Raw genomic sequence first — 26,575 nt, 5'->3', positions numbered from 1 at the left:
GGCTTCCCCGGCCGACCAGATGCCGGCGAACCGGAAGCGGCCGATGCACATCCGTTCAGAAAGGCAGGCACCTCGTTGACACAATGCAACCCTCCCAGCGGCGTGGCTTCATGTGCCCACTGCGGTAGCGCACTAGCGTGGCATCCGTGACTGTCAACGGTAGGCCGAGTCAGAACGAGGCAGGTGGCATCCCCGAACGATTCGAGGAAGCGCTCCTGTCCCTTCGCGACGCGCCCCGCCCCCGAGGGCTCCTCATGGAGGAGGTGCCCGCCCCCAAGAAGCTGGCCCCCTACTCCGCCGCCCTGAGCGCCGAAACCGTGGAGACAGTCGGCGCCACCCCCGTGGCCACCGGACGCTTCGTCGTCCTCCACGACCCCGACGGCCAGGAGGCCTGGGACGGGGACTTCCGCATCGTCGTGCAGGCGCGCGCCCGCATCGACGATGAGATCGGCATGGACCCCGTCTTCGAGTCCGCCGCCTGGAGCTGGCTCACCGACGGCCTGGAGGACTCCCGCGCCGGCTACCACGCACTGGTCGGAACCGTCACCAGGGTCCTGTCCGAGACCTTCGGTGGGCTGACCCTCACCGACTCATGCGCCCACGCCGAGATCCGGGCGTCCTGGTCCCCCACGACCCCCCAGCTCGGCCCCCACCTCACCGCCTGGCACGAACTCCTGCTGGTCGCCTCCGGCCATGAACCGGCCGCAGTCCACCCCCTCACTCTCGCCGGAGCCGGAAGGTGACGCCCCGCCGCACCGGCGTGCCCCGCCCAGCCGCAACCTCGGCCGTGCCCCGCCCAACTGCTTCCTCGGCCGTGCCCCGCCCAACTGCTTCCTCGGCCGTGCCCCGCCCAGCTGCTTCCTCGGCCGTGCCCCGCCCAGTCGTCCCCCCTGGCACAACAGATCACCCCATCAACCCGCACGACATCGTCGACTACCCCCGTCCCAAGGACGGGCTCCCCGAGATCACCGCCACCCCCACCCAGCTGAACCGAGCCGCTCAGCTCCTGGCGGCCGGTCGGGGCCCCGTCGCCGTCGACGCCGAACGAGCCTCCGGCTTCCGCTACGGACAGGACGCCTACCTCATCCAGCTACGCCGGGACGGCGTCGGCACCCTGCTCATCGATCCGGTCACCACCGGGCCCCTGACCGAGCTGGCCACAGCCCTTGACGGACCCGAGTGGATCCTCCATGCCGCCGACCAGGACATCCCCTGCCTGACCGCACGCGGCCTGAAGGCCGCCTCCCTGTTCGACACCGAGCTGGCAGCCCGCCTCCTGGGCCGACAGCACGTCGGGCTCGGCGCCGTCATCGAGGAGACCCTGGGCCTGCGCCTGGCCAAGGACCACGCGGCCGCGGACTGGTCCACCCGGCCCCTGCCCACCTCCTGGCTCACCTACGCCGCCCTCGACGTCGAGCTGCTCATCGACCTGCGCGACGCCCTGGCCACCGAGCTCGAAGCAGCCGGCAAGGACCAGTGGGCCGCCCAGGAGTTCGAGCACGTGCGCACCAAGCCCGCCAGGCCGGCCAAGGTCGACCCGTGGCGCAAGACCCCACGAGCAGGCAGCTCTGTACGCTCCCCCCGCTCACTGGCCATTCTGCGCGAGCTGTGGAACTCGCGCGAGCAGCTGGCCGCAGAGCTCGACCGCACCCCCTCCAAGGTCCTGCCCCACCAGGCACTCGTCGCCGCTGCCGTCGCCCGCCCCCGGTCACGACGCAAGATGAGCGCCCTCAAGGAGTTCTCCTCCCGCCAGGCCCGCCAGAACCAGGAGCGCTGGTGGAGAGCCATCGAACGCGCCCTGGAGCTGCCCGACGACGAGCTTCCCCCCACCCGCGCACCACTGGCGCCCGGCGAGCTCCCCCATCCGCGCTCCTGGCAGCGCCACCACGCCGCGGCCGCCGAGCGGCTCACCGAGGTACGCGCGGCCATCAGACAGCACGCTGAGGAGATCCGCGTGCCCCAGGAGCTCCTCCTGACCCCGGAGTGCCAACGTCGTCTGGCCTGGGACCTCGGCGCGGAGATCGAGGCAGGTCGCACCGGCAGAGTCACTGCTCAGGAGATCAGTGAGCGTCTGGCCGCCATGGGGGCCAGGCCGTGGCAGATCGAGCAGGCCGCCCCCGCTCTCGCCGCAGCACTGGGCTGACGCGCCAGCACGCGCGTACCACAGTGCGCCGCCCACGGAGACGTGGACGGCGCACGACGTGATTCTCGTCAGAGGAGCTCGGCTCGAGAAACCAGTGACCTTCGCCGGCCTCAGTGGACCTCGAAGCCGTAGGAACGGAAAATGGCGCGAGTGGACTCCACCAACTCCGGCTCCGGGGGCCTGGTGTCACGAAGCTGGTACGTCAGTCCCAAGGCGTCCCACTTGTCGGTACCCATCTGGTGGAAGGGCAGCACCTCGACGCGGCTGACCGAGCCCCAGCGCTCGATGATCCGGGCCACGTTGTGGACGTTCTCAGGGTCATCCGTCAGGTCCGGGACCAGCACGAACCGGGCCCAGATCTCGATCCCCTTGGCCGCCAGACGGTCACCGAAGGTGATGGTCGGGGCCAGGGAGCGCCCCGTCACCTTCTTGTAGGTCTCCTCGTCACCGCTCTTGACGTCGAGCAGGACCAGGTCGATGTTATCGAGCATCTCGTCACTGGCATTGGCGCCCAGGAATCCTGAGGTGTCGATGCAGGTGTGGATGCCCATCTTCTTGGCCCCGGCCAGGAGCCTGCCCGCGAAGGCCGGCTGCATGAGGACCTCGCCGCCCGACAGCGTGATCCCGCCCTTGGACGCGCGGAACACCCCCCGGTAGCGGCGCATGCGGCGGAGAAGCTCCGAGGCCTCCACCGGTTCCCCGTCCTTCATGAGGAAGGTGTCGGGATTGTGGCAGTACTGGCACCGCAGGGGGCATCCGTTGAGGAAGACCGTCATCCGGGTGCCGGGGCCGTCCACCGCGGTCACGAGCTCCCAGGAGTGGATCGAGCCCAGCTCACCATCGCGCATCCGAGCCAGACGCTCGGAGCGTTGAAGATCCGTCAGCTCCTCGAGCCCGCCGATACCCGCACCGCGCAAGCGGGCGGCCGGGGCCAGGAAGTCCTGGTCCCGACCGCCGTCGCGCACGGTCGTCGTGGTCTGCGTCATGACCGCTCGCCGTGCTCCAGGGCTCAGGCCTGGGAGTGGAAGGTGCGGTGGAGGACGTCAAGCTGCTGCTCGCGAGTCAGCTTGACGAAGTTGACGGCGTAGCCGGAGACGCGAACCGTGAGGTTCGGGTAGTTCTCCGGGTGCTCCATCGCGTCCTCGAGGGTGTTGCGGTCCAGGACGTTGATGTTGGCGTGGTACAGGCCCTTGACGCCGCCGTTGTCCTGACGCTGTGCCTTCATGGAGGCGAGGCGCTCTTCGTACGTGGCCATGGTGGCCCCTTTCTGAGGTGATGTGATCGATGTGTGAGAAATTGCTGCGGTGTGATCGGCCGGATTGAGCGGCTCGATCAGATCTCGGCGCAGTCGTCGGGGACGAAGCCGGCGTCGAGAATGCCCACGAGGTTGGCGACGCGCTCGTCGAGCGTGCGACCCAGTCCCTGCGGGGTGATCGTGTTGGTCAGCGAGATGCCGTCGAGGGCGTCGTTGTAGTCGAGCTTGCCGACGCTGAGCATCGAGGCGACCATGCCGTGGGTGTCCATCCCGTTCTCCGGGTTGGCTCCGGGCGAGAAGGGGGTGCCCTTCTGGTGCCCCGAGGGGAAGGAGCCGGTTGCCTTGCCGTAGACCACGTTGGAGGTGATCGTCAGCACCGACTGGGTCGGGATGGCGTCGCGGTAGAAGGGCTGGGCCTTGATCTTGGACATGATCGTGTGGACCACGGTGGCGGCGATGTCGTCGGCGCGGTCGTCGTCGTTGCCGTAGATCGGGAAGTCGCCCTCGGTGACGTAGTCGACCACCAGGCCGGTCTCGTCGCGAACCGGGGTGACCTTGGCGTACTTGATGGCCGCCAGGGAGTCGGCCACGATCGACAGGCCGGCGATGCCGCAACCCATGGTGCGCACGATGTCGGAGTCGTGCAGCGCCATCTCGATGGACTCGTAGGCGTAGCGGTCGTGGCAGTAGTGGATGATGTTGAGGGCCTCGACGTAGGTGGCCACCACCCAGTCGAGCATCTTCTCGTACTTGTCCCAGACCTCGTCGAAGTCGAGGGGGCCGTCGCCCTCGATGCCGGGCAGACCGGTGACGACCTGCTTGCCGGTCATCTCGTCGCGGCCGCCGTTGATGGCGTAGAGCAGGGCCTTGGCGGAGTTGACGCGGGCGCCGAAGAACTGCATCTGCTTGCCCACGCGCATCGGGGACACGCAGCAGGCGATCGCGGCGTCGTCGCCCCAGTGCTCACGGATCTGCTCATCGGCCTCGTACTGGATGGACGAGGTCGTGATCGAGATGAGGGCGCAGAAGTCCTTGTAGCCCTGCGGCAGGTTCTCGTCCCAGAAGATCGTGATGTTCGGCTCCGGGGCCGGACCGAGGTTGCGCAGGGTCTGCAGCAGACGGAAGGAGGTCTTGGTGACCAGGGCGCGACCGTCCTCACCGAAGCCGGCGTCGGACCAGGTGGCCCAGTAGGGGTCACCGGAGAAGATCTGGTCATAGTCGATGGTGCGCAGGAAGCGGGTGATGCGCAGCTTCATGACGATGTTGTCGATGAGCTCCTGGGCGCGGGTCTCGTCGATGACCCCGTTGCGCAGGTCCCGCTCGAAGTAGATGTCCAGGAAGCCGGAGAGCCGACCGATGCTCATCGCGGCACCGTCCTGGGACTTCACGGAGGCCAAGTAGGCGAAGTAGGTCCACTGGACCGCCTCGTGGGCGTTCTTGGCCGGGCCGGAGATGTCATAGCCGTAGGTCTGAGCCATGACCTTGAGCTTCTTGAGCGCCTTGATCTGCTCGGAGTGCTCCTCGCGGTAGCGGGCCCAGTGCTCGGAGAAGGGCTTGTCCGCCACGGCGTCCTTGGCCTTCTGCTTCTGCTCAATGAGGAAGTCGACGCCGTAGAGCGCCACGCGGCGGTAGTCACCGATGATGCGACCGCGGCCGTAGGCGTCGGGCAGACCGGTGATGATGTGGCTCGAGCGCGCCGCGCGGATGCGCGGGGTGTAGATGTCGAAGACCGCGTCGTTGTGGGTCTTGCGGTAGCGGGTGAAGATCTTCTTGACCTCGGGGTCGACCTCCTTGCCCGCCTCCTTGATGGCGGTCTCCACCATGCGCCAGCCACCGTTGGGCATCATGGCGCGACGCAGCGGGGAGTCCGTCTGCAGACCAACGATGACGTCATCGTCCTCGCCGATGTAGCCGGCCGGGAAGGCGTCGATGTCGGCGGGGGTGTGGGTGTCGACGTCGAGGATGCGAACCTTGCGCTCCTCGGAGAGGTAGTTCTTCTCCAGGGTGTCCCACAGACGCAGGGTCTTGTCCGTGGCGTCGGCGAGGAACGAGGCGTCGCCGTCGTAGGGGGTGTAGTTGCGCTGGATGAAGTCGCGGACGTCAATGTCCTCGGTCCACGGTCCGGTAACGAAGCCCTCCCAGGCGTCATTGCCGCTCGCCGTGGTGGCAGATGTTGTGACCTCAGTGGTCATCCGTGCCCTCCTCATGTGGGTGACCGGAGAGCCACCCGGTTGTGATCGCCCTGATGAGGCGAGGCGGCACATCGGCGCGCCGTCGGTCTCAGACTAGAACTCAGAGGATGGCTTGTGGGTCGCTGGTCCCAAGAAGGGCCGGTTAGATGACTCACAGGTCGATCGCCGTCGTCGCAATCCGGGACATAGGTCCCCATATCGACCCCTCAGGAGAATCTCCGCCACCAGCCACCAACTCCCTCCAGCCTTCGACAACGAGGACGAATGGGGCCGCGTTCCCAGCACATCAACCTATCGGAACGATTAGGACAGGTGTCCCAGCGGATTACCGTTACCGTGCGGGGAACCGGAGCCGAGGCGCAGCCTCCATTGCCCTACTCGTGCCCTACTCGGCCCTAAGGTCCTGGTCGGCGCGGGGCCCTGCGACGCCGTCGGCCGCCCTGCGGGCCGCCTGGGCGATATCAGCCGCTCGCATGCCGAAGTCCTCCATCAGCTGAGCACGGGTGGCCGTGTCGACGAACTGGCGCGGAACGCCGATGCGGCGGAAGACCGGCGAGCCACCGGTAGCGCCGTGGGCGGCCTGGTACTCCTCGACCGCGTCACGCAGCTGGGAGCCAATACCGCCGTCGACCAGACCGTCCTCGACCACGACGACGACATCGACGTCGGCTGCGGCCGTCACGAGAGGAGCCGGGGCAGGAATCACCCAGTGCGGGTGCACCACGGTGACGGCGTACCCCTCCTGCTCAAGGAGCCTGCCGGCCTCGTAGGCCTGGGTGGCCATGGCACCCACCCCCACCAGAAGGATTCGCGCACCACCGGCCGGCCGGCGGCTCTCGAGTAGGACATCGACGACGTCGAAGGCACTCACGGAAGGCGTGTCCTGGTGCACCGGATCCCCGCCGCGTCCCGGTTCCTCCGACTCCGGACCGAGGCGTCGCAACGCGGTGAGGGGCTCGGGCAGCGCGCCCTTGGGGTAGCGCACGACGGTGGGGGCATCGTCAGTGCTCACGGCTGTGCGCAGGCTCTCGCGCAGCGTCACCTCGTCGCGGGGGGCCGCCAGGCGCAGACCAGGAACGTGCGCCAGCAGCGCCATGTCCCACATGCCGTTGTGGCTAGCCCCGTCAGTTCCCGTGATTCCGGCCCGGTCCAGGACGATCGTCACTCCCGCCCGGTGCAGGGCGACATCCATGAGCACCTGGTCGAAGGCGCGGTTGAGGAAGGTCGCATAGAGGGCGACCACCGGGTGCATGCCGGCGAAGGCGAGGCCGGCGGAGAAGGTCAGCGCGTGCTGCTCGGCGATGCCGACGTCGATGACCCGCGTCGGCATCTCATCGGCCAGGGGCTGGAGGCCCACCGGGGCCTGCATGGCGGCGGTAACCCCGACGATCCGTTCATCTCCGCGGGCCAGGGAGACGATCTCCTCGGCGAAGACGGCGGTCCAGCCGAAGCGCTCAGCCACCACCGGCAAGCCGGTCTCGGGATGAATCTGGCCCACCGCGTGGAAGCGGTCGGGGACGTGCTCCTCGGCCGGGGTGTAGCCCCGCCCCTTCTCGGTGATGACGTGGACGATAACCGGCTCGGCATACTCGCGGGCGCGAGTGAGGGCGAACTCGACGGCCGTGATGTCGTGGCCGTCAACCGGTCCGGTGTACTTGATCCCCAGGTCCTCGAAGAAGGCCGAGGGAACCAGGACGTCCTTGAGCCCCCGTTTGAGTCCGTGCAGGGCATCGAAGGCGGCCCGGCCGGGGGCGCCCTGCGACAGGAGCGTCCGCTTGACCCCGGACAGGACACGCTCGTAGCCGGGATTGGTGCGCAGTGCGTCGAGGTGGTGGGCCAGTCCCCCGATGGTGGGGGCGTAGGAGCGGCCGTTGTCGTTGACGACGATGACCAGGTGGCGGTCCGAGGAGTCGGCGATGTTGTCCAGGGCCTCCCAGGCCATTCCCCCGGTCATGGCGCCGTCCCCGATGACGGCGACGACGTGGCGCTCGTCGTGGCCCTGCAGGTGGTTGGCCCGGGCGATGCCATCGGCCCAGGACAGGGAGGTGGAGGCGTGGGAGTTCTCCACGACGTCGTGGACGGACTCGGCCCGTGAGGGGTATCCGGACAGGCCGCCGCGCTCGCGCAGATGAGTGAAGTCCTGACGACCGGTGAGCAGCTTGTGGACGTAGGCCTGGTGGCCGGTGTCGAACACGATGGTGTCCCGCGGGGAGCGGAAGGTGCGGTGCAGCGCGATCGTCAGCTCGACGACCCCGAGGTTGGGGCCGAGGTGGCCGCCGGTGCGCGCCACTGAGGCGACAAGATGCTGGCGGATCTCCGAGGCGAGCGTCACCAGCTGCTCGCTGGTGAGCCGATCGAGGTCGGCGGGCTTGCGCACGCACGGCAGGAGCGCCTTGCCGGTCTGTCCGGCGGGCCCTGCCGGGCGCTCAGCAGCTGCTGGCACGGTGCGCCTCCTTGTCGAAGGTGGTGACGAGTTGTTCGTGTCGCTCACGAGCGAGCCGCGGCGGGTCGCTGAAGCGGCACTCGGGACAGGGTAGCCGTTGACGAGGCGAAGGGGTCTTCCCAGGAGTCTCCTTCCCGGGCCCGGGGACCGCCAGGCTTCCCGGAGCGACGCTCCTGAGTCGACCGAGGGTGCTCAGCATAGAGCCGCCACGACCACTGTGCGGCCACCTGTCACGCGGGTCACGGCTGAGCACGTACTGTATGCCTTGGACGTCGAACCGTCCGCGCCCACCGGTCGACGGCGTCGTTCCTGATCGCCCGACCGCCCCTCAGGACTGCCCTCCAGGAGGAACCATGAGCACCACAGCCCCTTTCGGCACCTGGCCCTCGCCCATCACCCCGGGCACCATCACGACCCGGACGGTCCTGCTCTCCCAGGTCCGTGTGGACGGCGCAGACACCTACTGGGTGGAGCAGCGCGCCTCACAGGCAGGCCGCAACGTACTGCTCCGCCGCAACGGCGACGGCCAGATCGGTGAGGTGCTTCCGCTGACACCCGCCGACGAGCTGGTCGATGTGCGCACCCGGGTGCACGAGTACGGAGGGCGGGCCTACGCCGTCGACAGCGGGATCATCGTGGTCTCGCACGCCGGGGACGGGCGCCTCTACCGGTACGACGTGGCTCACCGCATGCGCGGCCTGGTCCCACTCACGATCTACGGGGACGTGCGACACGGCGACCTGGAGATCGACACGGGCCGGGGCCTGGTCTACGCCGTCCGCGAGGACCACCGAGGCGGCGGCGAGGCCGTGAACACCTTGGTCGCCATTCCCCTGGACGGCTCGGCCGCCCGAGATGACTCCCGCGTGCGGACACTGGTGTCGGGCACGGACTTCGTGGTCGCCCCGACGCTGTCCCCCGACGGCGAGCACCTGGCCTGGATCACCTGGGACCACCCGGGGATGCCGTGGGACAACGCCAGCCTGCACGTGGGGGATCTCGGCCCGGACGGGACTCTTGGCGAGCAGACGCTGGTGGACGGCGGCAACGGGCACTCGGTCTCCGAGCCCCGCTGGACCGAGGAGTGCGAGCTCGTGCACGGCTCCAACGCCTCGGGCTTCTGGAACCTCTACCGCACTGAGGGCTTCCCGGTACGCGGCACCAACCGCACCGGCTGGTCGGAGAAGCTGCGCACCCGCCCCCTGCACCCGGCCGAGGCCACCTTCACCAACCCGGCCTCCTGGCAGCTGGGGCCGCACTCCTTCGACGTGCTCGACTCCGAGCACATCATCACCTCCTGGGCCCGCGATGCGGTCTCCCACCTGGGGACCATCAAGCTCGCCAACGGGGAGCTCGAGGAGTGGAACGTGGGGTGGCAGCCGATCGGCAACGTCGCCTCCAACGCCGGGCGCGTCGTCATGCTGGCCTCCAACGAGATGTCGATGCCCAGCATCGTGGAGGTCAAGAACGGCACGGTGAAGGTGCTGCGAGGCTCGGGCGAGTTCGTGCCTGAGGGCACCGGGGTGTCCTTCCCCGAGCCGGTCTCCTGGCCCACCAGCGACGGCGACACCGCCCACGGCTTCTACTACCCGCCGACCTCGGCCTCTCACACTGGCCCCGACGGCGAGCTGGCGCCGCTGATCGTCAACGTCCACGGCGGCCCGACGGCCACGGCGGTCCCCGGCTACGACCTGCGCATCCAGTACTGGACCAGCCGGGGCTTCGGCTACCTGGACGTCAACTACCGCGGCTCCATGGGCTACGGAACCGGCTACCGCAAGGCCCTGGAGGGCAAGTGGGGCATCTACGACGTCGACGACTGCGTCAACGGGGCCCAGCACCTGGTCGACGCCGGGCTCGTCGACCCGCGCCGTATCGCGATCCGCGGAGGTTCGGCCGGGGGCTTCACGGTACTGTCGGCCATCACCCGCTCCTCCGTGTTCACGGCGGCCAGCTCCTGCTTCGGGGTGACCGACCTCAAGAGGCTGGTGCGCACCACCCACAAGTTCGAGTCGCACTACATCGGCCAGCTCATGGGAACCCAGGACATCGACGACCCGGTGCTCGATGAGCGCAGCCCCATCAACCACATCGAGGACATCAACGTCCCGCTGCTGCTCATCCAGGGCTCGGAGGATCCGATCGTCCCGGCGGAGCAGGCCACCGCCATGTATGAGGCCCTCAAGGAGGCCGGCGCCCCGGTGGCCCTGGAGGTCTTCCAGGGTGAGGGCCACGGCTTCCGTCTGGCGACGAACATCCGGCGGCGTTACGAGGCCGAGCTGAGCTTCTACCGGCAGGTGTGGAGGATCTGCACAGCCTCCTCCCATGCCGAGGGGCAGGGTGAGGAGGAGACCTTCACGGTCAAGGTGGAGAACCTGCACTGATGGATCGCGTCTGGAAGAGGCTGTCCGCCCCCCTGTCGCAGCGCGCAGGCAGCCTCTTCCGCCATCATCGCTTCGGCCTCTACATCCTGGCGGTGCTGGTAGGGCTCGCCTCGGGCCTGGGTGCGGTGCTGTTCCGGCTGGGAATCGACGCCTGGTCCCAGCTGCTGAGCGGAGCCGACGACTACACCGTGTCGATGGGGCCTTCGGTCGGGCTCCTGGCGCCTCTGGGAACCTGGTTCGTCCTAGTCACCCCGGTGCTCTCCGGCCTGCTGACAGGACCGTTGATGTCCCGACTGGGCCGTACCCCCACGGGCCACGGGGTGGCCGGCGTCATCTGGTCGACTCGTCACGGCGACGGCACCATGGCGCCCCTGCCGGCCTTGGCCGCGACGACGTCGGCCGCGCTGACGATTGGTGGCGGGGGCTCAGTCGGTCCGGAGGGGCCGATCGCCGAGCTGGGCGCGTCGACGGCGAGCATCATCGGACGGGGGCTGCGGCTGCGCCGGTCCTCGATCCGCCACCTGGCCGCCGCCGGAACGGCCGCCGGCATCGCCTCCGCCTTCAACGCGCCACTGGCTGGGGCCTTCTTCGCCCTGGAGGTCATCCTCATGGGCTTCAGCGCCGACGCCTTCATCGTCATTGTCCTGGCCTGTGTCTCCTCGACGGTCCTGTCGCACCACCTGCTGGGAACGACACTGTCTCTGTCGCTCCCCTACCTGGACCTGTCCGGTGACGCCCAGCTGGGCTGGGTCGCGCTGCTGGGAGCCGTGGGCGGGGTCGTCGGTATCGGCTTCATGCGTCTTCGCTTCATCATCCTCGATGCCCTGACCCGAGCCTGGCAGCGCTTGGGCGTTCCGATCTGGGCGCGTCCGGGCATTGGCGGGCTGGCGGTCGGTGCGACTCTCCTGGTTCTGCCCGAGATGTACGGCGAGTCATCAGCCGCTCTCAACCGGGCGCTGGCAGGACGCTACGCCCTGACGCTACTGCTGGTGCTGTGCGTCGCCAAGATGCTGGCGACCTCCTTGACCCTGGGAATGGGCTTCGTCGGCGGAGTGTTCGCCCCGTCCCTGTTCATCGGTGGGACGCTCGGCGCCGCCTTCGGCACCCTCGTGGCTCCCAGCTACGCGCCGGCCGCCGGGGTCTTCGGGGTGATCGGCATGGGGGCGGTCTTCGCCGGTACGGCTCGCGCCCCGATGACGGCGGTCCTGCTCATCATTGAGATGACCGGGCAGCACGCGCTCCTGGTGCCCCTCATGCTGGCCACGGTGCTGGCCACCTTCATCAGCCGGTTCCTGTCACGCGGCACACTGTTCACCGAGGAGCTGCGTCGTCGCGGAGAGGATGTCGAGGACCCGATGGCCACCACACTCCTGGGACGCACCCGCGCCTCCCGACTCATGGTGGATCCTCCCGGGGTGCTCCAGGCCACGGCGTCACTCAGCCAGGCAGCCTCCGTGATGAGCCGGCGTGGCCTCTCGGCCCTGCCCGTGGTCGCCACCGGACAGGACGGCACCGGCGGCGAGCTGCTCGGTTGCGTGACGGCCGCACAGCTCGCCGGGGCGCTCCTGAGCGAGGACTCCGACGACGTCTCCGCCCGGCCGGCGACGGTGGCGGACCTGTCACTGGTCCGTGACCGTCTGGACGGCCAGGACGAGGCGACCGACGTGCTTCAGGCCCTGACCGATACCCGCCTGGAGGGCCTTCCGGTGGTCACCCGCACCGCCGGCTCCGGTGCGGAGGAGCTGGTGGGCTGGGTGTCCCAGAGGATCGTCGTCGAGCGGGTCTACGAGGCCCAGGCGCAGGCCCGCACAGCCGCCGCCACCTACACCTCCTGGGGCTCACGGCTTCAGGACAAGTGGCACTCCCGCCCCGTTCCTCGGCGCAGAATCGGAAGGATCAGCCGTATCAGCCGAGTCAGCTCGCGCAGCTCACGCCGTTCCCGGCGCCGATGAGAGTCCGCCGGGGCTCAACGCGCTGCGGCCCCGTTCAGGACTCGCCGCAGCGCCTCACCGGTCACGACCACCGCGGGAAGTCTTGTGAGTCCGGCCCTCCTGGACCGCCCGGGCCTTCTCGCTGATGCTCTCGGTGAGGGTGTCGGACAGCTCGGTGATGCGCTCGGCGTTGGCCACGATGCGCCGGGGGTCGGACATCCACATCCACGCAGCGGCGATCACCGGGAGGATCGCGGGCAGGTACCACCGGGACCGGCCCCAGTGCGCCCACACCGAGACGCTGAGGTCGGCGGGCGAAGGGGTGGGCAGGGTGAGAACACCGATGAGCACCGCCATGGTGGCCAGCGCCCCCAGGCACATCCAGCCGATATTGCGCATCCGGCGCCCGTTGTGGGCCACACAGACGGCCAGCAGGAGGTATAGGACGCCCCCCAGGAGGTTGAGCGACCACACCGCGGGCTCCTCATCGGGGCTTCTCAACAGCGTCGTCAGGGAGGGGACGAGGAGGATCGCCCCGAAGACGGCGAAGACGCCGACCAGGATCCGCCCCCACCCGTATGCGGGACGGCGGGTGTCCTGAACCGGGCGTACCGATGAGCGCTCGTCCATGAGGAACGACCTTTCCGTGTGATGACCTTCGGCACGCGCAGCACCGGTTCAACCTCCAACCAATGCCAGAACGTTACTATTCACAACGTGAGCACCATTAAGTTGACCAAATCCCTGAACGCACGCGCCTCGGCGGACGATGACCGCAAGGATACCGACCTCAGCAGTCAGGCCGAGGTCGACACGGTCGAGGAGGCCGAGAACTCCGAGGCTCCCGCAGCCGGCGACGGGGCCGGCTCGACAGATGCCGAAGCCGCCGAGCGGGACCTGAAGCAGGGCTCCGACGGCGACGAGGATGCCTCCGAGGACCAGGAGGGTAACGCCGACGGTGCCAGCGTCAAGGGCAGCGGCTCCGAGGCGGGATCCGACGTCGCCCCTGATGACGCCTCCGGCACCGAGGCCGACGTGCTCGTCCTGGCCGCAGCGCCGGGCCGGGACGGGGCCGAGGCCCCCGAGATTCTCCTGGAGGGCCTCGAGCCGCCGTCGAGCACCGCCCTGGAGGACCTGGACGTCAACGCCCTGGTGACCCTGCTGCCCGCCCTGGGCTTCTCGGGCGCCCAGGACTCGGTGGTGCGTCTGCCCTCCTCCGCGGTGACTGCCCAGGGCTACCGGGGACCGGCGACGATCCTCGTGGTCGGCGTCGGAACGGGCTGGGCCGACACCGATCCGCTCGCCGTCACCACTGACGACGAGGCCGCACTGGGCTACGACCAGACCGGTCTCCTGCGCCGGGCGGCCGGACGCGCCACCCGAGCACTGGCCGGGACCGACTCCGCGGTCCTGGCACTGCCCACGCTCTGCGAGGAGCAGCTCGCCGCCGTCGCGCACGGAGCCGCCCTAGGCGCCTACTCCTGGAGCGCGACGAAGAACGAGGACCGCCCCGGACAGGAGACGGCCTCGAAGAACACCTCCCCGCTCACGACCATCTCGATCATCTCCCCCCTGGCCGACACCCCCAAGGGGCAGGAGGCGCTGGCGGGAGCCCTGGCGCTGGCCCAGGCCACGGCACTGACCCGGGATCTGGTCAACGAGCCGCCGAACCGGCTGACTCCGGAGGTCTTCGCCGAGAGGGCCCGCACAGCCGGGCAGGAGGCCGGCATCCGCGTTGAGATCTGGGACGCCCCGGCACTGGTCGAGCAGGGCTTCGGGGGGATCCTCGGCGTGGCTCAGGGCTCGGTGCACCCGGCGCGCCTGGTCCGTCTGGAGTGGTCGCCGGAGCACGCAGCCAAGGCCTCCGGCGGGCAGGAGGGCTCACAGGTCGAGGGTGACGGAGCAGCCGGTCGCCCCAAGCACGTCGCCCTCATCGGCAAGGGCATCACCTTCGACTCCGGCGGCCTGTCCCTCAAGCCGGCCTCCTCGATGCCGGAGATGAAGTCCGACATGGCGGGGGCCGCCACCGTGCTGGGCGCCATCGTCACGGCCGCGCGCCTGGCACTTCCGATCCGCGTCACCGCGTGGCTGGCGCTGGCCGAGAACATGCCCGGCGCCGACGCCCAGCGCCCCAGCGACGTCATCACGATGTTCGACGGCACCACTGTGGAGGTGACCAACACCGACGCCGAGGGGCGCCTGGTCATGGCCGACGCCCTGGCACGGGCCGTCACGGAGGAGCCCGATGCCGTCCTGGACGTGGCCACCCTCACCGGGGCGCAAATCGTGGCCCTGGGCGACCACGTGGCCGCCGTCATGGGGACGCCGGACCTTCGCGAGGAGGTCGTCGCCGCGGCGCAGCGGGCCGGAGAGTCCTTCTGGCCGATGCCGCTGCCGGCGCACCTGCGTGCCACCCTGGACTCGCCCTTCGCCGACCTGCGCAACACCAAGGTCGGCTCGCGTGCCGGCGGGATGCTCTCGGCCGGGCTGTTCCTGCGCGAATTCGTCGGGCACCGGCCGTGGGCCCACCTCGACATCGCCGGTCCCGCCTACAACGACTCCTCTCCCTGGGGCCTGACTCCGACCGGCGGGACGGGCATGGGGGTCTCCACCCTGGTGGAGCTGCTCCGTTCGCTGTCCGCCGAGGTCAGCATCCTTTCCTGAGCCCGCGCCCAGCGGAGACGAGTTGACGACGAGCCGTGCCGGGGCCTCACACGAGCGCCCCGGCACGGCTCGTTGCCGAAACCACCCATGAACGGTGATGCGTCTCACCCCGTTTTCAGGACTCTGGTCCCTAAACAGCAACCCCCGTGGCTCCTGCACTCCCTCTTCAGGTGGAACAATGGCCCCGTGCCGAGCCGCCCCGCGGGGGCGACGTGACCAACCAACAAGGAGTGAGTTCGTGACAGAGACCGTCTACGACATGGTCATTCTGGGCGCGGGATCAGGGGGCTACGCCGCCGCCCTGCGTGGCGCCCAACTGGGCCTCAAGGTCGCCCTCATCGAGGCGGACAAGCTGGGGGGCACCTGCCTCCACCGCGGCTGCGTGCCCACCAAGGCCCTGCTGCACGCCGCCGAGACCGCCGATGCCGTGCGCGAGGCCGCCACGGTGGGCATCAAGGCCGCCTTCGAGGGCGTGGACATGCCTGGCGTCCAGAAGTACAAGAACAGCATCGTCTCGCGGATGCACAAGGGCCTGGAGGGCCTGGTGTCCTCGCGGGGCATTGACCTGATCCAGGGGTGGGGACGTCTGGTGGCCGCCGACGCCGTCGAGGTTGACGGCCGTCGCATCACCGGCCGCAACGTGGTCCTCGCCTCCGGCTCCTACTCCAAGACCATCGGGCAGGAGATCTCCGGAGGCGTCATCACCTCCGAGGAAGCCCTGGAGATGGACCACGTCCCCGCCTCGGCAGTGATTCTGGGTGGCGGCGTCATCGGGGTGGAGTTCGCCTCGGCCTGGGCCTCCATGGGCAGCCAGGTCACTATCATCGAGGGGCTGCCCCACCTGGTGCCCAACGAGGACGAGGCGATCGCCAAGCAGCTCGAGCGCGCCTTCCGCAAGCGCAAGATCACCTTCCGCACCAACACGATGTTCGAGTCGGTCGAGCGCCACGACGGCGGGGTGACCGTGCGCACCCAGGACGGCAAGACCCATGAGGCCGAGGTCCTCCTCATCGCCGTGGGCCGTGGACCGGCGACCGCCAACCTCGGCTACGAGGAGGTCGGGGTCGCCATGGACCGCGGCTTCGTCCTGGCCGACGAGTACGGCCGCACCAACGTCCCGGGCGTGTGGGCCGTGGGTGACATCGTCCCCGGCGTCCAGCTCGCCCACCGCGGCTTTGCCCAGGGCATCGTCGTGGCGGAGAAGATCGCGGGCCTGGACCCGACCCCGGTCGACGACGTCCTGGTACCCAAGGTGACCTTCTGCGAGCCCGAGATCGCCTCGGTGGGGCTGTCTGAGGCCAAGGCCGCCGAGATCCACGGCAAGGAGAACATCACCTCCGCCGAGTTCAACGTGGCCGGCAACGCCAAGAGCCAGATCCTGGGGACGCAGGGCTTCGTCAAGCTCGTCTCCCTCAAGGACGGCCCGATCCTGGGCTTCCACGCCATCGGCGCCCGCATGGGCGAGCAGGTGGGTGAGGGACAGCTCATGGTGTCCTGGGAGGCCGACGCCGACGACGTCGCCGCCCTGGTCCACGCCCACCCCACCCAGAACGAGACCCTCGGCGAGGCCGCCATGGCCCTCGCCGGCAAGCCGCTGCACAACCACGGCTGATCCAGCTAGACGAGAGTAAGGAAGACAGTAATGTCAGAGTCCGTGAAGATGCCCGCCCTGGGTGAGTCCGTCACCGAGGGGACGGTCTCCTCCTGGCTCAAGGCCGTGGGAGACACCGTCGAGGCCGACGAGCCCCTGCTGGAGGTCGCCACCGACAAGGTCGACACCGAGGTCCCCTCCCCCGCATCCGGCGTCCTGCTGGAGATCCGCGTCCCCGAGGACGAGACCGTCGAGGTCGGCACCGTCCTGGCCATCATCGGCGACCCCTCCGAGGCGGGCTCCGCCCCAGCACCGGCCGCCCCCGCGCCCCAGGCCGCACCCGAGCCCCCGGCTCCCGCCCCGGCCCCGGCCGCTGAGGCCCCGACCCCCGCCGCCCCGCAGGCCGGCGGCTCGGCCGAGGGCACTGAGGTGAAGATGCCGGCTCTGGGTGAGTCCGTCACCGAGGGGACGGTCTCCTCCTGGCTCAAGGCCGTGGGAGACACCGTCGAGGCCGACGAGCCCCTGCTGGAGGTCGCCACCGACAAGGTCGACACCGAGGTCCCCTCCCCCGCATCCGGCGTCCTGCTGGAGATCCGCGTCCCCGAGGACGAGACCGTCGAGGTCGGCACCGTCCTGGCCATCATCGGCGACCCCTCTCAGGCGGGCTCCGCCCCAGCACCGGCCGCCCCCGCGCCCCAGGCCGCACCCGAGCCCCCGGCTCCCGCCCCAGCCCCGGCCGCTGAAGCGCCGGCCCCCGCCGCCCCGGCTGCGACCGCGGCGCCTGCGGCCGCCGCACCGGTGAGCTCTGGAGCCTCGGGTTCCTACGTCACGCCGATCGTGCGCAAGCTCGCCAAGGACAAGGGTGTGGACCTGTCCACCGTCACCGGTACGGGTGTGGGCGGACGCATCCGCAAGCAGGACGTGGAGGCTGCCGCCAAGGCCGCTGAGGAGGCCCGCGCGGCGGCAGCCGCCCCGGCTCCGGCTGCTGAAGCCTCGGCGCCTGCCGCCGCGGCCAAGCCGGCCTCGGCCAAGCCCGAGGTGGACACCACCCTGCGTGGCCGCACGGAGAAGATGAGCCGGCTGCGTCAGGTCATCGCCGATCGCATGATCGACTCCCTGCAGACCTCCGCTCAGCTGACCACCGTCGTCGAGGTGGACGTGACTCGCGTGGCCGCTCTGCGGGCCCGCGCAAAGAACGACTTCCTGGCCAAGAACGGCACTAAGCTGACTTTCCTGCCCTTCTTCGTCCAGGCGGCGACGGAGGCCCTCAAGGCCCACCCGAAGATCAACGCCTCCATCGAGGGCAAGAACGTCACCTACCACGATGTCGAGCACGTCGGCATCGCGGTGGATACGCCGCGCGGCCTGCTCGTGCCGGTGGTCAAGAACGCCGGGGACCTCAACATCCCCGGGCTGGCCAAGCGCATCAACGACCTGGCCGCCCGTACCCGGGACAACAAGGTCAACCCCGATGAGCTCAGCGGCTCGACCTTCACGATCACCAACACCGGCAGCGGCGGTGCCCTGTTCGACACCCCGATCATCAACCAGCCGGAGGTCGCGATCCTGGGGCTGGGCGCCATCCAGCGCCAGCCGCGCGTCATCAAGGATGCCGACGGCGGCGAGGTCATCGCCATCCGCTCGGTGTGCTACCTGGCCCTGTCCTACGACCACCGACTGGTGGACGGCGCGGACGCGGCCCGCTACCTCATGACGGTCAAGAAGCGCCTCGAGGAGGGCGACTTCGGCGGCGAGCTGGGGCTGTGAGCCTGCGCTCGGCCCGCTAGGCCGTCAACGGGGCCCCGCACCATCACGGTGCGGGGCCCCGTTCGTTGTACCCGGGCTATCGGGTCCTGTACTCGGGCATACGACAACCGCCGCTGCCCGTTCCCGGGTTCACGGCTCGGCTCAGGAGTCCTCCGCTGCAGCCCGCGCGATACCGGCGAGCGTGTTCTCCAGTCCCAGACGAGTCCCGCGCCAGACGATCGGGTAGAGCAGCGCCCCCAGCCGCCCCCATGTGCGATGCGCCAGGACCAGACCGACACGAGTGCCACCCGGTGCCTCGATCAGGTGCAGATCCTTCACGAAGGCCACCTCACCGTCGCGACGCCCTGAGACGACGGTGCACGACCAGGTAACCCTCGTGTCCACGGCCGTCTCCAGCCGCCACCTCAGGAAGACGGTCCGACGTCGCCCCTCCACCCTCTGCACGGCGCCGTCGGAAAGAACCTCAACCAACTGCTGCCGGGGCATCCCCCACCACGTGAGCCGGTCCGGGTCCCTGAGTAGGGCGGCCAGCTGAGCCGCTGACGCTGAGATGAAGCGTTCCTGACTCAGGTCCCGATCCAGGCCGTACCCACGGTACTCATCAGTCATCCGGTAGCGTCCTCGGGCCGATTCCTCGTCGGCCGCTATCTCACTGAGCTCAGTGCGCAGGTAGCCGACATCAACACCGCAGTGAGCAAGAAGCCTGACAACCGGGGACTGGAGCGAGACGGTGGATGAGGAGATGAGGGCTTGCAGAGCCTGAGCGCTGGTGCTGAATGAAGCCCCCGTGTTGTCAAAGAACTCGGCGGCAGCGTCCGAGAGGGGAATCTCTCCTCCCGCCTCCGCGGTCAGCTCTTCGGCTGAGATCGGCGCAGGTCTGAGGGCGTCGGGAAGGCTGATGCCCACGCGCGCAAGATCCGCATGAGCCATGTCGTCGACGGCAGCACGCGCTCGCGTGAGAGTCACGCCCTGGGCCGCCAAGACGGCCGCAGCCGTCCCGCCTTGGGCGAGGAGACCGAGGAGCATGTGCTCCGGCTCGACCTCCCGGTGGCGAAGGCGCGCGGCTTCCGCGTGCGTGGCTTCGAGCCAGGTCAGGTAGTGGTTAACGGCGGGCATCGTCATCTCCTTCGGGTCGGGGCCAATCCGGGCTGAACTCGCTTTGCGTACTTCTTGTGGACTGCCTGACGAGAGACTCCAAGACAGGAGGCGATCTCGATCCATCCCATGCCCGCGCGCAGAGCGGCCTCGACCTGCGCAAGCTCAAGGCTGTCCGTCAGTCGTCGCAGAGCCGCCACGGCTCGTAGCCCATCTTCGGGGCGAGTGGTGTCAGCAGCCTCGGTGGCTGCGGTGAGCGCATCCATGTAAGCAACATAGGTTGACAGAACTACTTTGTCAACCTAAGTTGCTATTCACCTTCAACAAAGACATTCAGCCAGGAGACCGAACACCTTTCCGCTTCCGTCACACACCTGCCACTATGACGATTCCCGCTCCCTCATCCCCTACCAACCCCAGGCACCCCAGCAAGGCCGACGACGCCGCGAGCGAAGTCGATGCGATCCTCCGTGGAGCTGAACTCGCCCGCCAAGGGGCCGTCGAGGAGCAGCGAGGCCAGGCCGTGCACGCCAGACCAGATCAGGACCTCCGCCTCGACCTGAGCACCATCGCCCATCACGGCCTTCGCCAGACGGGCCAGCTCATGACGCGCACGCTCACCGGCCTGCACCACCTCCGGGAAGCGCTCGGGATCGCAGACGTCGGGCCGGAACATCACCCGGAACACCCCGGGATGGCGTAGCGCGAACTCGACGTAGGCGTTCCCCGAGGCCACCAAAACCGCATGCAGATCCGCACCCCCAAGCCCCTCGTGCGCCACAGCAAGCCTGTCCGCGAGCTCATCGAAGCCCTCACATACCAAAGCCGCCAGGATGGCCTCGCGGTTTGCGAAGTAGTGGTACGGCGCCTGGTGCGTACAACCGGCACGACGTGCAACCTCTCGCATACTCAGGGCACTGGGGCCGGCTTCATCGAGGAGCTCCCTGCTGGTTCGCAGCAGCTCGGAGCGCAGATCCCGGCCGCCGTGGCGCCCTGAGGCGCCTGTCGTTTCAGAGGTCATGGAAGGAGTCTAGAACCGAACTACTAGACAGTGTCCAGTTGACTGCTATGCTGACTTGACACTGTCTAGTCATTGGAGGGGTAAGGGGATGTCCCACGACGTCATCGTGATCGGTTCGGGTATTGGAGGCCTGACGACTGCCGGCCTGCTGGCGCGGGCCGCCGGCAAGCGAGTTCTGGTCCTGGAGCGGCATACGGAACCGGGCGGACTGACTCACACCTTCCGGCGTGACGGCGCATCCTGGGACGTGGGGGTGCACTACATCGGTCAGCTTGGCCCCGGAAGCCAGGGCCGCGCCTACTTCGACTACCTCTCCGGTGGCGAGCTGGAGTGGAACCGTATGCCCGACTCCTATGACAGGTTCGTCTACCCGGGCGTGGACCTGCGCGTCAGCAGCGATCCAGTTCGGTACGAGCGTGATCTGGTTGCCGCGTTCCCCCAGGAGGCCAGAGCCATTCACCGTTACTTCCAGGATGTTCGCCGGGTGACACGGTGGCTGACGCTGGGCTTCGTCCAGGGGATGGTCCCCCGACCTGCAGCCTCGCTGCTCAGGGCCGCTCAGCGCCTGGGAGGCCGAAGAGCCACTCAGACGACGAAGGCGTATCTGGATGCCCACTTCCGCTCCCCCAGGCTCAAGGCCGTCCTGGCCAGTCAGTGGGGGGACTACGGCCTGCCGCCGTCCCGATCGGCCTTTGCCGTGCACGCGCTGATCGTCTCCCACTACCTCGAGGGCGCCTGGTTCCCCCGCGGCGGCAGCGCTCGGATCGCCCGCACCTTCGAGAAGGGTATCGAGCAGGCCGGAGGCGCGGTCCGCGTCGCTCAGGAGGTCACCGAGATCCTCACCGAGAACGGGAAGGCAGTCGGGGTCCGCGTCATGGACCACAGAGGCGCCCAGGTACGCGAACGCGTCTACCGCGCCCCGGTCATTGTGTCCGCCATCGGCGCCTCCAACACCTTCAACCGCCTGTTGCCCACATTCGGTGAGATCGGGAGACGCACCGGGCCCGCACGCCGCTCGCTGGAGCACCTGGGTACGGGCACGTCCGCGGTCACCGTCTTCCTACGCTTGCGTGATGACCCGCGCCGCATCGGCATCGATGGTGGAAACATCTGGGTGAACCGGGACCTCGATCACGAGGGCGCACAACGGTACAGCGATTCGTTGCTCGAGGGGCGCCCTCACGACGTCTTCGTCTCCTTCCCCTCTCTGAAGTCCGGCGAGTCCCCACATACCGCCGAGCTCATCTCCTTCTGTGACGCGCGAGCCTTCCAGCAGTGGGCCGAGCAGCCCCGAGAAAACCGCGGCCCCGAGTACTTCGCTCTCAAGGAGCGCATCGCCCAAGGCATGCTGGAGCTGGCTGAGAGCGCGGCCCCGGGGCTGACCGAGCTCGTGGACTACGTGGAGACCTCCACTCCTTTGACCTACGAGCACTACACCGCTCATCCCGCCGGGGCCTTCTACGGTCCTCCGGCCACTCCGCTGAGGTTCCGGTCCCACCCCCTGGGGCCGCGCACGGCCGTCCCCGGTCTGTTCCTCTCCGGCCAGGACGCCGGGAGCACCGGCATCATGGGAGCCATGATGGGCGGAGTCGCAGCCGCGTGCCAGGTCCTTGGGCCCCGCGGGTATCCCACTATCGCCTCCGCCCTGCGAGAGAGGCCCGAGGCTCCTGAGTCTCGAGCAGTGCACCCACTGCCCGAGGGCAAGCACCTCGCCACCCTGGTCTCCAAACGGCGCCTGACTCCCAGCGTGTGGGAGGCGGAGCTGCAGTTGGACGGCAGGATCGGCTCGTGGGCGCCAGGGCAGTTCGCCCGTCTGCACGTGGGCGATGACGCATGGCGTGACTACTCGATCGCGGGGCTGGAGGAGGATCGTCTTCGTCTGCTCATCTCCACCCGGACAGGCGGCCGAGGTTCCCAGTTCATTGAGAACGCGGACACGGGCGCGCAGACAGTGGTGGAGCTGCCCCTGGGCGGCTTCGGGCTCGCCGACTCGGGCAGGCGCCGCCTGTTCATCGCCACCGGCACGGGGATCGCACCCATGCTGGCCATGTTCGCTCAGGCTGCGGGCCTGGAGCACGACACTCTGCTCTTCGGGTGCCGTCACCAGGAGGAGGACCTGACCACCAGGATCAGCTCCCCCTTGCCTGGGACCGTCGTGCGCTGTCTGAGCCGCCAGGAGGCTTCGGACGCGTTCCACGGACGAGTCACCCAGGCCCTCACCGCGCTCGCTCACGACCTCCAGCTCGATCCCGAGTGCACGGACGTCTACCTGTGCGGTTCGGCGGCGATGGTGGCAGATGCACGAGACGTGCTCGAGTACGAGGGCTACACGTCGGTCCTCACCGAGCCGTATTGAGCCCCACGCGGCCCACATCCGCCCTGAGTTCGCTCCGATCGTCGACCGCGCCTGGCCTGCGGTGCCCCTCAGAGGTCACTCCACGGCTCGAATGTCCGCAACGCGCCACGGCTCCGGGACGACGATGAGCACGACCTGGCGGGGTGCGAGGGCCGGAACCGTCCGTGTTCCCTCAGGCCCCGAACGCGTTGAGGCGCTTTGAGACAGCGTCACCTGGACCGCTCTCGCGCCGGCCCACTGCTCCGCCGCGTCGTCAGGCAGCCTCACCTCAGCGACCTGGCTGACGGAGGTGTGCAGCTCCTTGACGCCTTCACCGGAGTCGGACAGCTCAGTGAGAACCTGAGTGTCGGCCCGCGCCGCGGGCGACCCCGGTACCGTCGTGGCAGCCAGAGCGACGGCATCGCCGGCCATGAGGGCCCGGTCTCGAGCCGCGGACAGTCCGACGACGACGCTGGCCACGTCGACGCCACCGCTCCCGCCAGGAGCCTGCGTCGACGCCGTTGCGACTGAGCTCCCGGCGACTAAGGGAGACGGACTACCTGAAGGGATGGCTCCGGCGCGGGAGGAGGTCAGCGGCCGCGCCGATGCTGTCGGGCCGGCGGCCGCTCCGAGCGCCCACGCGGGCCTGTGCGACACCAGGGCCTTGGCCGGCCCCCAGGCGGCCAGGCAGATGGCCACCAGCGCCACTGCCGTAAGTTTCCAGGCGGGGGTGCGCGAGCGCCCTGATCCTCCCCTTCTCCCCCAGCGTATGGCCGCGGGCCCTCGCCCGGTGCGGCCGGCACTGCCATGGTTGTTCCGTGGCTCGCTCCTCGTCCTCGGCCGGCGGCTCGGTCGGTTTTTGGGCGTGAGCCTGGAGCCGACCGTGCGGGTCGGGGTGCGGGCCGCTGCTCGCAGGGAGCCGGCAGCCATGCGGGCGCCGTCAGGCAGCTCGATGGGTGAGGCCTGCCCGAGCTGAGGTGCCCGGGCCGCCAGATCCCGTGCGGTGGGACGGTCTGCGGGCTCCTCGGCCAGGGCATCAGTCAGGATTCCCGCCAGGCGCCGGGAGGCGGTACCGCCCTGTCCCGAGCACTCGGTCAGCAGACGGGCCAGGGCGTAGACGTCACCGGCCGCGGAAGGCGGGGCACCGGCGAGGCGTTCCGGCGCGGCATACTCCTGCGTGCCCGTCTCCATGACGGAGCCCAGCAGGTCGACGAGAACCGGGTGCCCATCGGCAGTCACCAGGACGTTGCCGCTCGACACGTCCCCGTGGGTCGCTCCGTGCTCGTGCAGGTAGGCCAGTGCCGAGCCCAGAACGTCCAGGAGCGTGGCCAGCGAGGAGACGTTCAGCCGTCCTCGCGCCCCCAGAACCACATCGAGTCCCGCCCCGTCGACGAGGTCCATGATGACGCCCGCCCGATGCTCGGGCAGCGAGACCACCTCCCGCACGGTGACCAGGCCGGGGTGGCGCAGGACGCGCAGGTCGGCCAGGCGCCGCAGGACTATGGCTCCAGCACGTCCGTGGGGCAGGTCGACGACCCGGACGACCACATGGCGGCCCTGCACATCGAGGCCACGGCGAGGGGCGCTGGGGGCAGTGGAACGCCCAATGGCCTCACCGATGGTGTAGCCCTGCTGCGACAGGGCGCCGAGCGCCGAGTCAGGGATGCTCGGCTCCGCGTCCGAGGGAGGCAGTGAGCCGGCGCGAGGGGCGCCCGCGCGGCGCGGCCGGAGTCGCCGGCGAGGTACGGGACGGCGTCGGGACCGCGCACGGTGGGAGGCGCCATCTCCGGGGCGGTCGGCGGGGCGGGGGCACGTCGTCGGGCTCATGCACTCCATGGTCATCACGGCGCACCGTGATGACCAGCCCTTTCGACCGGCCTGTGGATAACTCGGGTTCGGGTGCCGGTTGTGGTCACGTAGACTGCGCCCGTGCTGCGTGAGGACATGGAGCTCGGTTCCCGGCTCATCCCCTTCCATGAGGGTTGGCAGCGGCAGAGGGATGTTCACGGCGAGATCGTGGAGGGGCGCCGCCCCTCGACCCTTCTGCTCGTGGAGCACGAACCGGTCTACACCGTCGGCAGGAGGGCCCACTCCTGGGAGCGGCCCAGCGCCGACGTCGTCGAGCCCGGTCACGTACCGGTGGTCGACGTGGACCGTGGCGGCAAGACCACCTGGCACGGGCCCGGACAGCTGACCGTGTACCCGATCCTGCGCCTGGCCCAGCCCATTGACGTCATCCGCTACGTACGGGCCCTGGAGGCCGCCGTCATTGACCTGTGCGACCTCTACGGACTGGAGACGATCCGTGTCGAGGGGCGCTCCGGGGTCTGGCTGCCGGCCGATCCTGAAGCCGCGGGCGAGGCGGATCAGCTTGCGCGCCCCGAGCGCAAGATCTGCGCCCTGGGGGTGAGGGTCGCCCGCGGCGTGACCATGCACGGGATCGGCCTGAACGTCGATCCCGACCTGGAGGCCTTCTCCCTGGATCGCATCATTCCCTGCGGAATCGACGACGCCGGCGTGACCTCACTGGCAGCGGAGACCGGCCGGCACCTGGAGACCAGCGCCCCCGCGGACGCCTTGGTATCCACCCTGGAGAGCCACCTGTTGCCCTTGGTGGCGGATGCCACGTGACAACCGGCCTTACTCCTAGGCCGGAGGTCCTAAGAACCTCGGGAGCGTACTAGACTCCCCGTAGAACCGTCGTCAGCGAGGAGAGGTAGACGTGAGCACCACCGTGGCCCCTGAGGGACGTAAGCTCTTGCGGGTTGAGGCGCGCAATGCCCAGACCCCCATTGAGTCCAAGCCCGACTGGCTGCGCACCCGCGCCGTCGTCTCCGACACCTACCAGGAGGTCCGCGGCCTGGTGCGGGAGAAGAGCCTGCACACGGTGTGTGCCGAGGCGAACTGCCCCAACATCTACGAGTGCTGGAATGACCGTGAGGCCACTTTCCTGGTGGGCGGCGAGATGTGCACCCGACGCTGCGACTTCTGCGACATCGCCACCGGCCGCCCCACCGAGTACGACGTCGATGAGCCCCGGCGTGTGGCGGTCTCGATCAAGGAGATGGACCTGCGCTACGCCACCGTCACCGGGGTGGCCCGCGACGACCGTCCCGACGGTGGCGCCTGGCTCTACGCCGAGACCGCCCGCCAGGTGCACGAGCTCTCGCCGGGCACCGGTGTCGAGCTGCTCATCCCCGACTTCAAGGGAAACCCCGACGCGCTTGAGGACGTCTTCTCCTCGCGCCCCGAGGTTCTCGGCCACAACCTGGAGACGGTCCCGCGCATCTTCAAGCGGATCCGGCCGGCCTTCTCCTACCAGGGCAGCCTCGACGTCATCACAGCCGCCGCGGAGGCAGGACTGGTCACCAAGTCCAACCTCATCCTGGGCATGGGCGAGACCCGTGACGAGATCGAGGCGGCCATGTCCGCCCTGGTGGAGGCGCGTTGCGACATCCTCACCATCACCCAGTACCTGCGCCCCTCCAAGCTGCACCACCCTGTTGACCGCTGGGTCAAGCCTCAGGAGTTCGTGGATCTCAGCCGCCTGGCCGAGGAGATCGGATTCGCCGCCGTCATGAGCGGCCCCATGGTGCGTTCCTCCTACCGCGCCGGCATGCTGTGGGGACGGGCCATGGTCAAGCGCGGTCGCCCCATCCCCGAGCACCTCTCGCAGCTCGCCGAGCCGGCCACCGCCCGCCAGGAGGCGTCGGCCCTGCTAGGGGCTCACCCCCACCTCGCCGCCGCCTGCTGA

Annotated in this window: 18 protein-coding genes; 10 read left to right on the top strand and 8 right to left on the bottom strand. The window is 69.2% G+C overall.

The features are described from left to right. The first annotated feature begins 137 nt into the window (after positions 1-137). Together AB7V09_RS02175 and AB7V09_RS02170 are read left to right on the top strand one after the other, a co-directional pair. On the top strand, positions 138-743 hold the full coding sequence (locus AB7V09_RS02175) for a DUF3000 domain-containing protein (RefSeq protein ID WP_419142800.1): 606 nt from the start codon (positions 138-140) through the stop codon (positions 741-743). A gap of 125 nt (positions 744-868) precedes the next feature. After that, entirely contained in the window at positions 869-2,143 is a 1,275-nt protein-coding gene (locus tag AB7V09_RS02170; RefSeq protein ID WP_009406047.1) for an HRDC domain-containing protein, read from the top strand. Positions 2,144-2,253: 110 nt separating this feature from the next. On the opposite strand, the gene pflA is transcribed toward AB7V09_RS02170, so the two are convergent. The 4 genes from pflA to dxs all read right to left on the bottom strand — a co-directional run bounded on the left by pflA (position 2,254) and on the right by dxs (position 8,033). Beyond that, the gene (gene pflA / locus AB7V09_RS02165; protein WP_004564789.1) at positions 2,254-3,129 is read right to left on the bottom strand and encodes a pyruvate formate-lyase-activating protein; all 876 of its coding nucleotides are present in this window, start codon (positions 3,127-3,129) and stop codon (positions 2,254-2,256) included. A gap of 23 nt (positions 3,130-3,152) precedes the next feature. Beyond that, the gene (gene grcA2, locus AB7V09_RS02160) at positions 3,153-3,398 is read right to left on the bottom strand and encodes an autonomous glycyl radical cofactor GrcA2 (protein WP_009406209.1); all 246 of its coding nucleotides are present in this window, start codon (positions 3,396-3,398) and stop codon (positions 3,153-3,155) included. A 77-nt stretch (positions 3,399-3,475) separates the two neighbouring features. Beyond that, on the bottom strand, positions 3,476-5,590 hold the full coding sequence (locus AB7V09_RS02155; protein ID WP_419142799.1) for a pyruvate formate lyase family protein: 2,115 nt from the start codon (positions 5,588-5,590) through the stop codon (positions 3,476-3,478). Between the two features lie 385 nt (positions 5,591-5,975). After that, a complete protein-coding gene (gene dxs / locus AB7V09_RS02150) occupies positions 5,976-8,033 on the bottom strand; it encodes a 1-deoxy-D-xylulose-5-phosphate synthase (RefSeq protein ID WP_419142798.1) in 2,058 nt (685 codons plus the stop codon). A 353-nt stretch (positions 8,034-8,386) separates the two neighbouring features. Between dxs and AB7V09_RS02145 the strand changes: the two genes are divergently transcribed. Together AB7V09_RS02145 and AB7V09_RS02140 are read left to right on the top strand one after the other, a co-directional pair. After that, positions 8,387-10,417, top strand: a complete 2,031-nt coding sequence (locus AB7V09_RS02145) for an alpha/beta hydrolase family protein (protein ID WP_419142797.1) — start codon at positions 8,387-8,389, stop codon at positions 10,415-10,417. Further along, positions 10,417-12,369: a chloride channel protein gene (locus tag AB7V09_RS02140; protein ID WP_419142796.1), complete on the top strand. Its 1,953-nt coding sequence runs from the start codon at positions 10,417-10,419 to the stop codon at positions 12,367-12,369. The genes AB7V09_RS02145 and AB7V09_RS02140 overlap by 1 nt, the downstream gene beginning before the upstream one ends. 54 nt (positions 12,370-12,423) lie before the next feature. Here the strand turns inward: AB7V09_RS02140 and AB7V09_RS02135 are convergent, their stop codons facing one another. Then, positions 12,424-12,978, bottom strand: a complete 555-nt coding sequence (locus AB7V09_RS02135) for a hypothetical protein (RefSeq protein ID WP_419142795.1) — start codon at positions 12,976-12,978, stop codon at positions 12,424-12,426. Positions 12,979-12,999: 21 nt separating this feature from the next. On the opposite strand from AB7V09_RS02135, the gene AB7V09_RS02130 reads away from it, so the two are divergent. The 3 genes from AB7V09_RS02130 (at position 13,000) to sucB (ending at position 18,370) form a co-directional block, all read left to right on the top strand. Next, the gene (locus tag AB7V09_RS02130; RefSeq protein WP_419142794.1) at positions 13,000-15,012 is read left to right on the top strand and encodes a leucyl aminopeptidase; all 2,013 of its coding nucleotides are present in this window, start codon (positions 13,000-13,002) and stop codon (positions 15,010-15,012) included. Between the two features lie 238 nt (positions 15,013-15,250). Further along, positions 15,251-16,624 carry a dihydrolipoyl dehydrogenase gene (gene lpdA, locus AB7V09_RS02125; RefSeq protein ID WP_009405889.1) on the top strand — a complete coding sequence of 458 codons (1,374 nt, stop codon included), beginning with the start codon at positions 15,251-15,253 and terminating at the stop codon, positions 16,622-16,624. 30 nt (positions 16,625-16,654) lie between these two features. Beyond that, a complete protein-coding gene (gene sucB / locus AB7V09_RS02120; protein WP_075413780.1) occupies positions 16,655-18,370 on the top strand; it encodes a 2-oxoglutarate dehydrogenase, E2 component, dihydrolipoamide succinyltransferase in 1,716 nt (571 codons plus the stop codon). A gap of 141 nt (positions 18,371-18,511) precedes the next feature. Here sucB and AB7V09_RS02115 read toward each other — a convergent pair whose 3' ends face one another. Together AB7V09_RS02115 and AB7V09_RS02110 are read right to left on the bottom strand one after the other, a co-directional pair. Continuing rightward, entirely contained in the window at positions 18,512-19,486 is a 975-nt protein-coding gene (locus tag AB7V09_RS02115; protein ID WP_075413779.1) for a Clp protease N-terminal domain-containing protein, read from the bottom strand. 379 nt (positions 19,487-19,865) lie between these two features. Further along, positions 19,866-20,486, bottom strand: a complete 621-nt coding sequence (locus AB7V09_RS02110; RefSeq protein WP_314920892.1) for a TetR/AcrR family transcriptional regulator — start codon at positions 20,484-20,486, stop codon at positions 19,866-19,868. 88 nt (positions 20,487-20,574) lie between these two features. Between AB7V09_RS02110 and AB7V09_RS02105 the strand changes: the two genes are divergently transcribed. Next, positions 20,575-22,842 (top strand): FAD-dependent oxidoreductase, encoded by a 2,268-nt coding sequence (locus AB7V09_RS02105; protein WP_419142793.1) that lies wholly within the window; start codon positions 20,575-20,577, stop codon positions 22,840-22,842. Positions 22,843-22,917: 75 nt separating this feature from the next. On the opposite strand, the gene AB7V09_RS02100 is transcribed toward AB7V09_RS02105, so the two are convergent. Then, positions 22,918-24,648 (bottom strand): serine/threonine-protein kinase, encoded by a 1,731-nt coding sequence (locus tag AB7V09_RS02100; protein WP_419142792.1) that lies wholly within the window; start codon positions 24,646-24,648, stop codon positions 22,918-22,920. A 102-nt stretch (positions 24,649-24,750) separates the two neighbouring features. Between AB7V09_RS02100 and lipB the strand changes: the two genes are divergently transcribed. Continuing rightward, entirely contained in the window at positions 24,751-25,452 is a 702-nt protein-coding gene (lipB, locus tag AB7V09_RS02095; RefSeq protein ID WP_314157528.1) for a lipoyl(octanoyl) transferase LipB, read from the top strand. A 91-nt stretch (positions 25,453-25,543) separates the two neighbouring features. After that, positions 25,544-26,575, top strand: coding sequence for a lipoyl synthase (locus tag AB7V09_RS02090; protein ID WP_009405909.1), 1,032 nt, complete (start codon positions 25,544-25,546; stop codon positions 26,573-26,575).

The organism is Actinomyces sp. SKVG-SVH-4(1) (genome assembly GCF_048514265.1).
Taxonomy (GTDB): Bacteria; Actinomycetota; Actinomycetes; order Actinomycetales; family Actinomycetaceae; genus Actinomyces; species Actinomyces oris.
The sequence above is the reverse complement of the archived record's forward strand: the minus strand, read 5'-3'. Positions and strand labels throughout refer to the sequence as shown.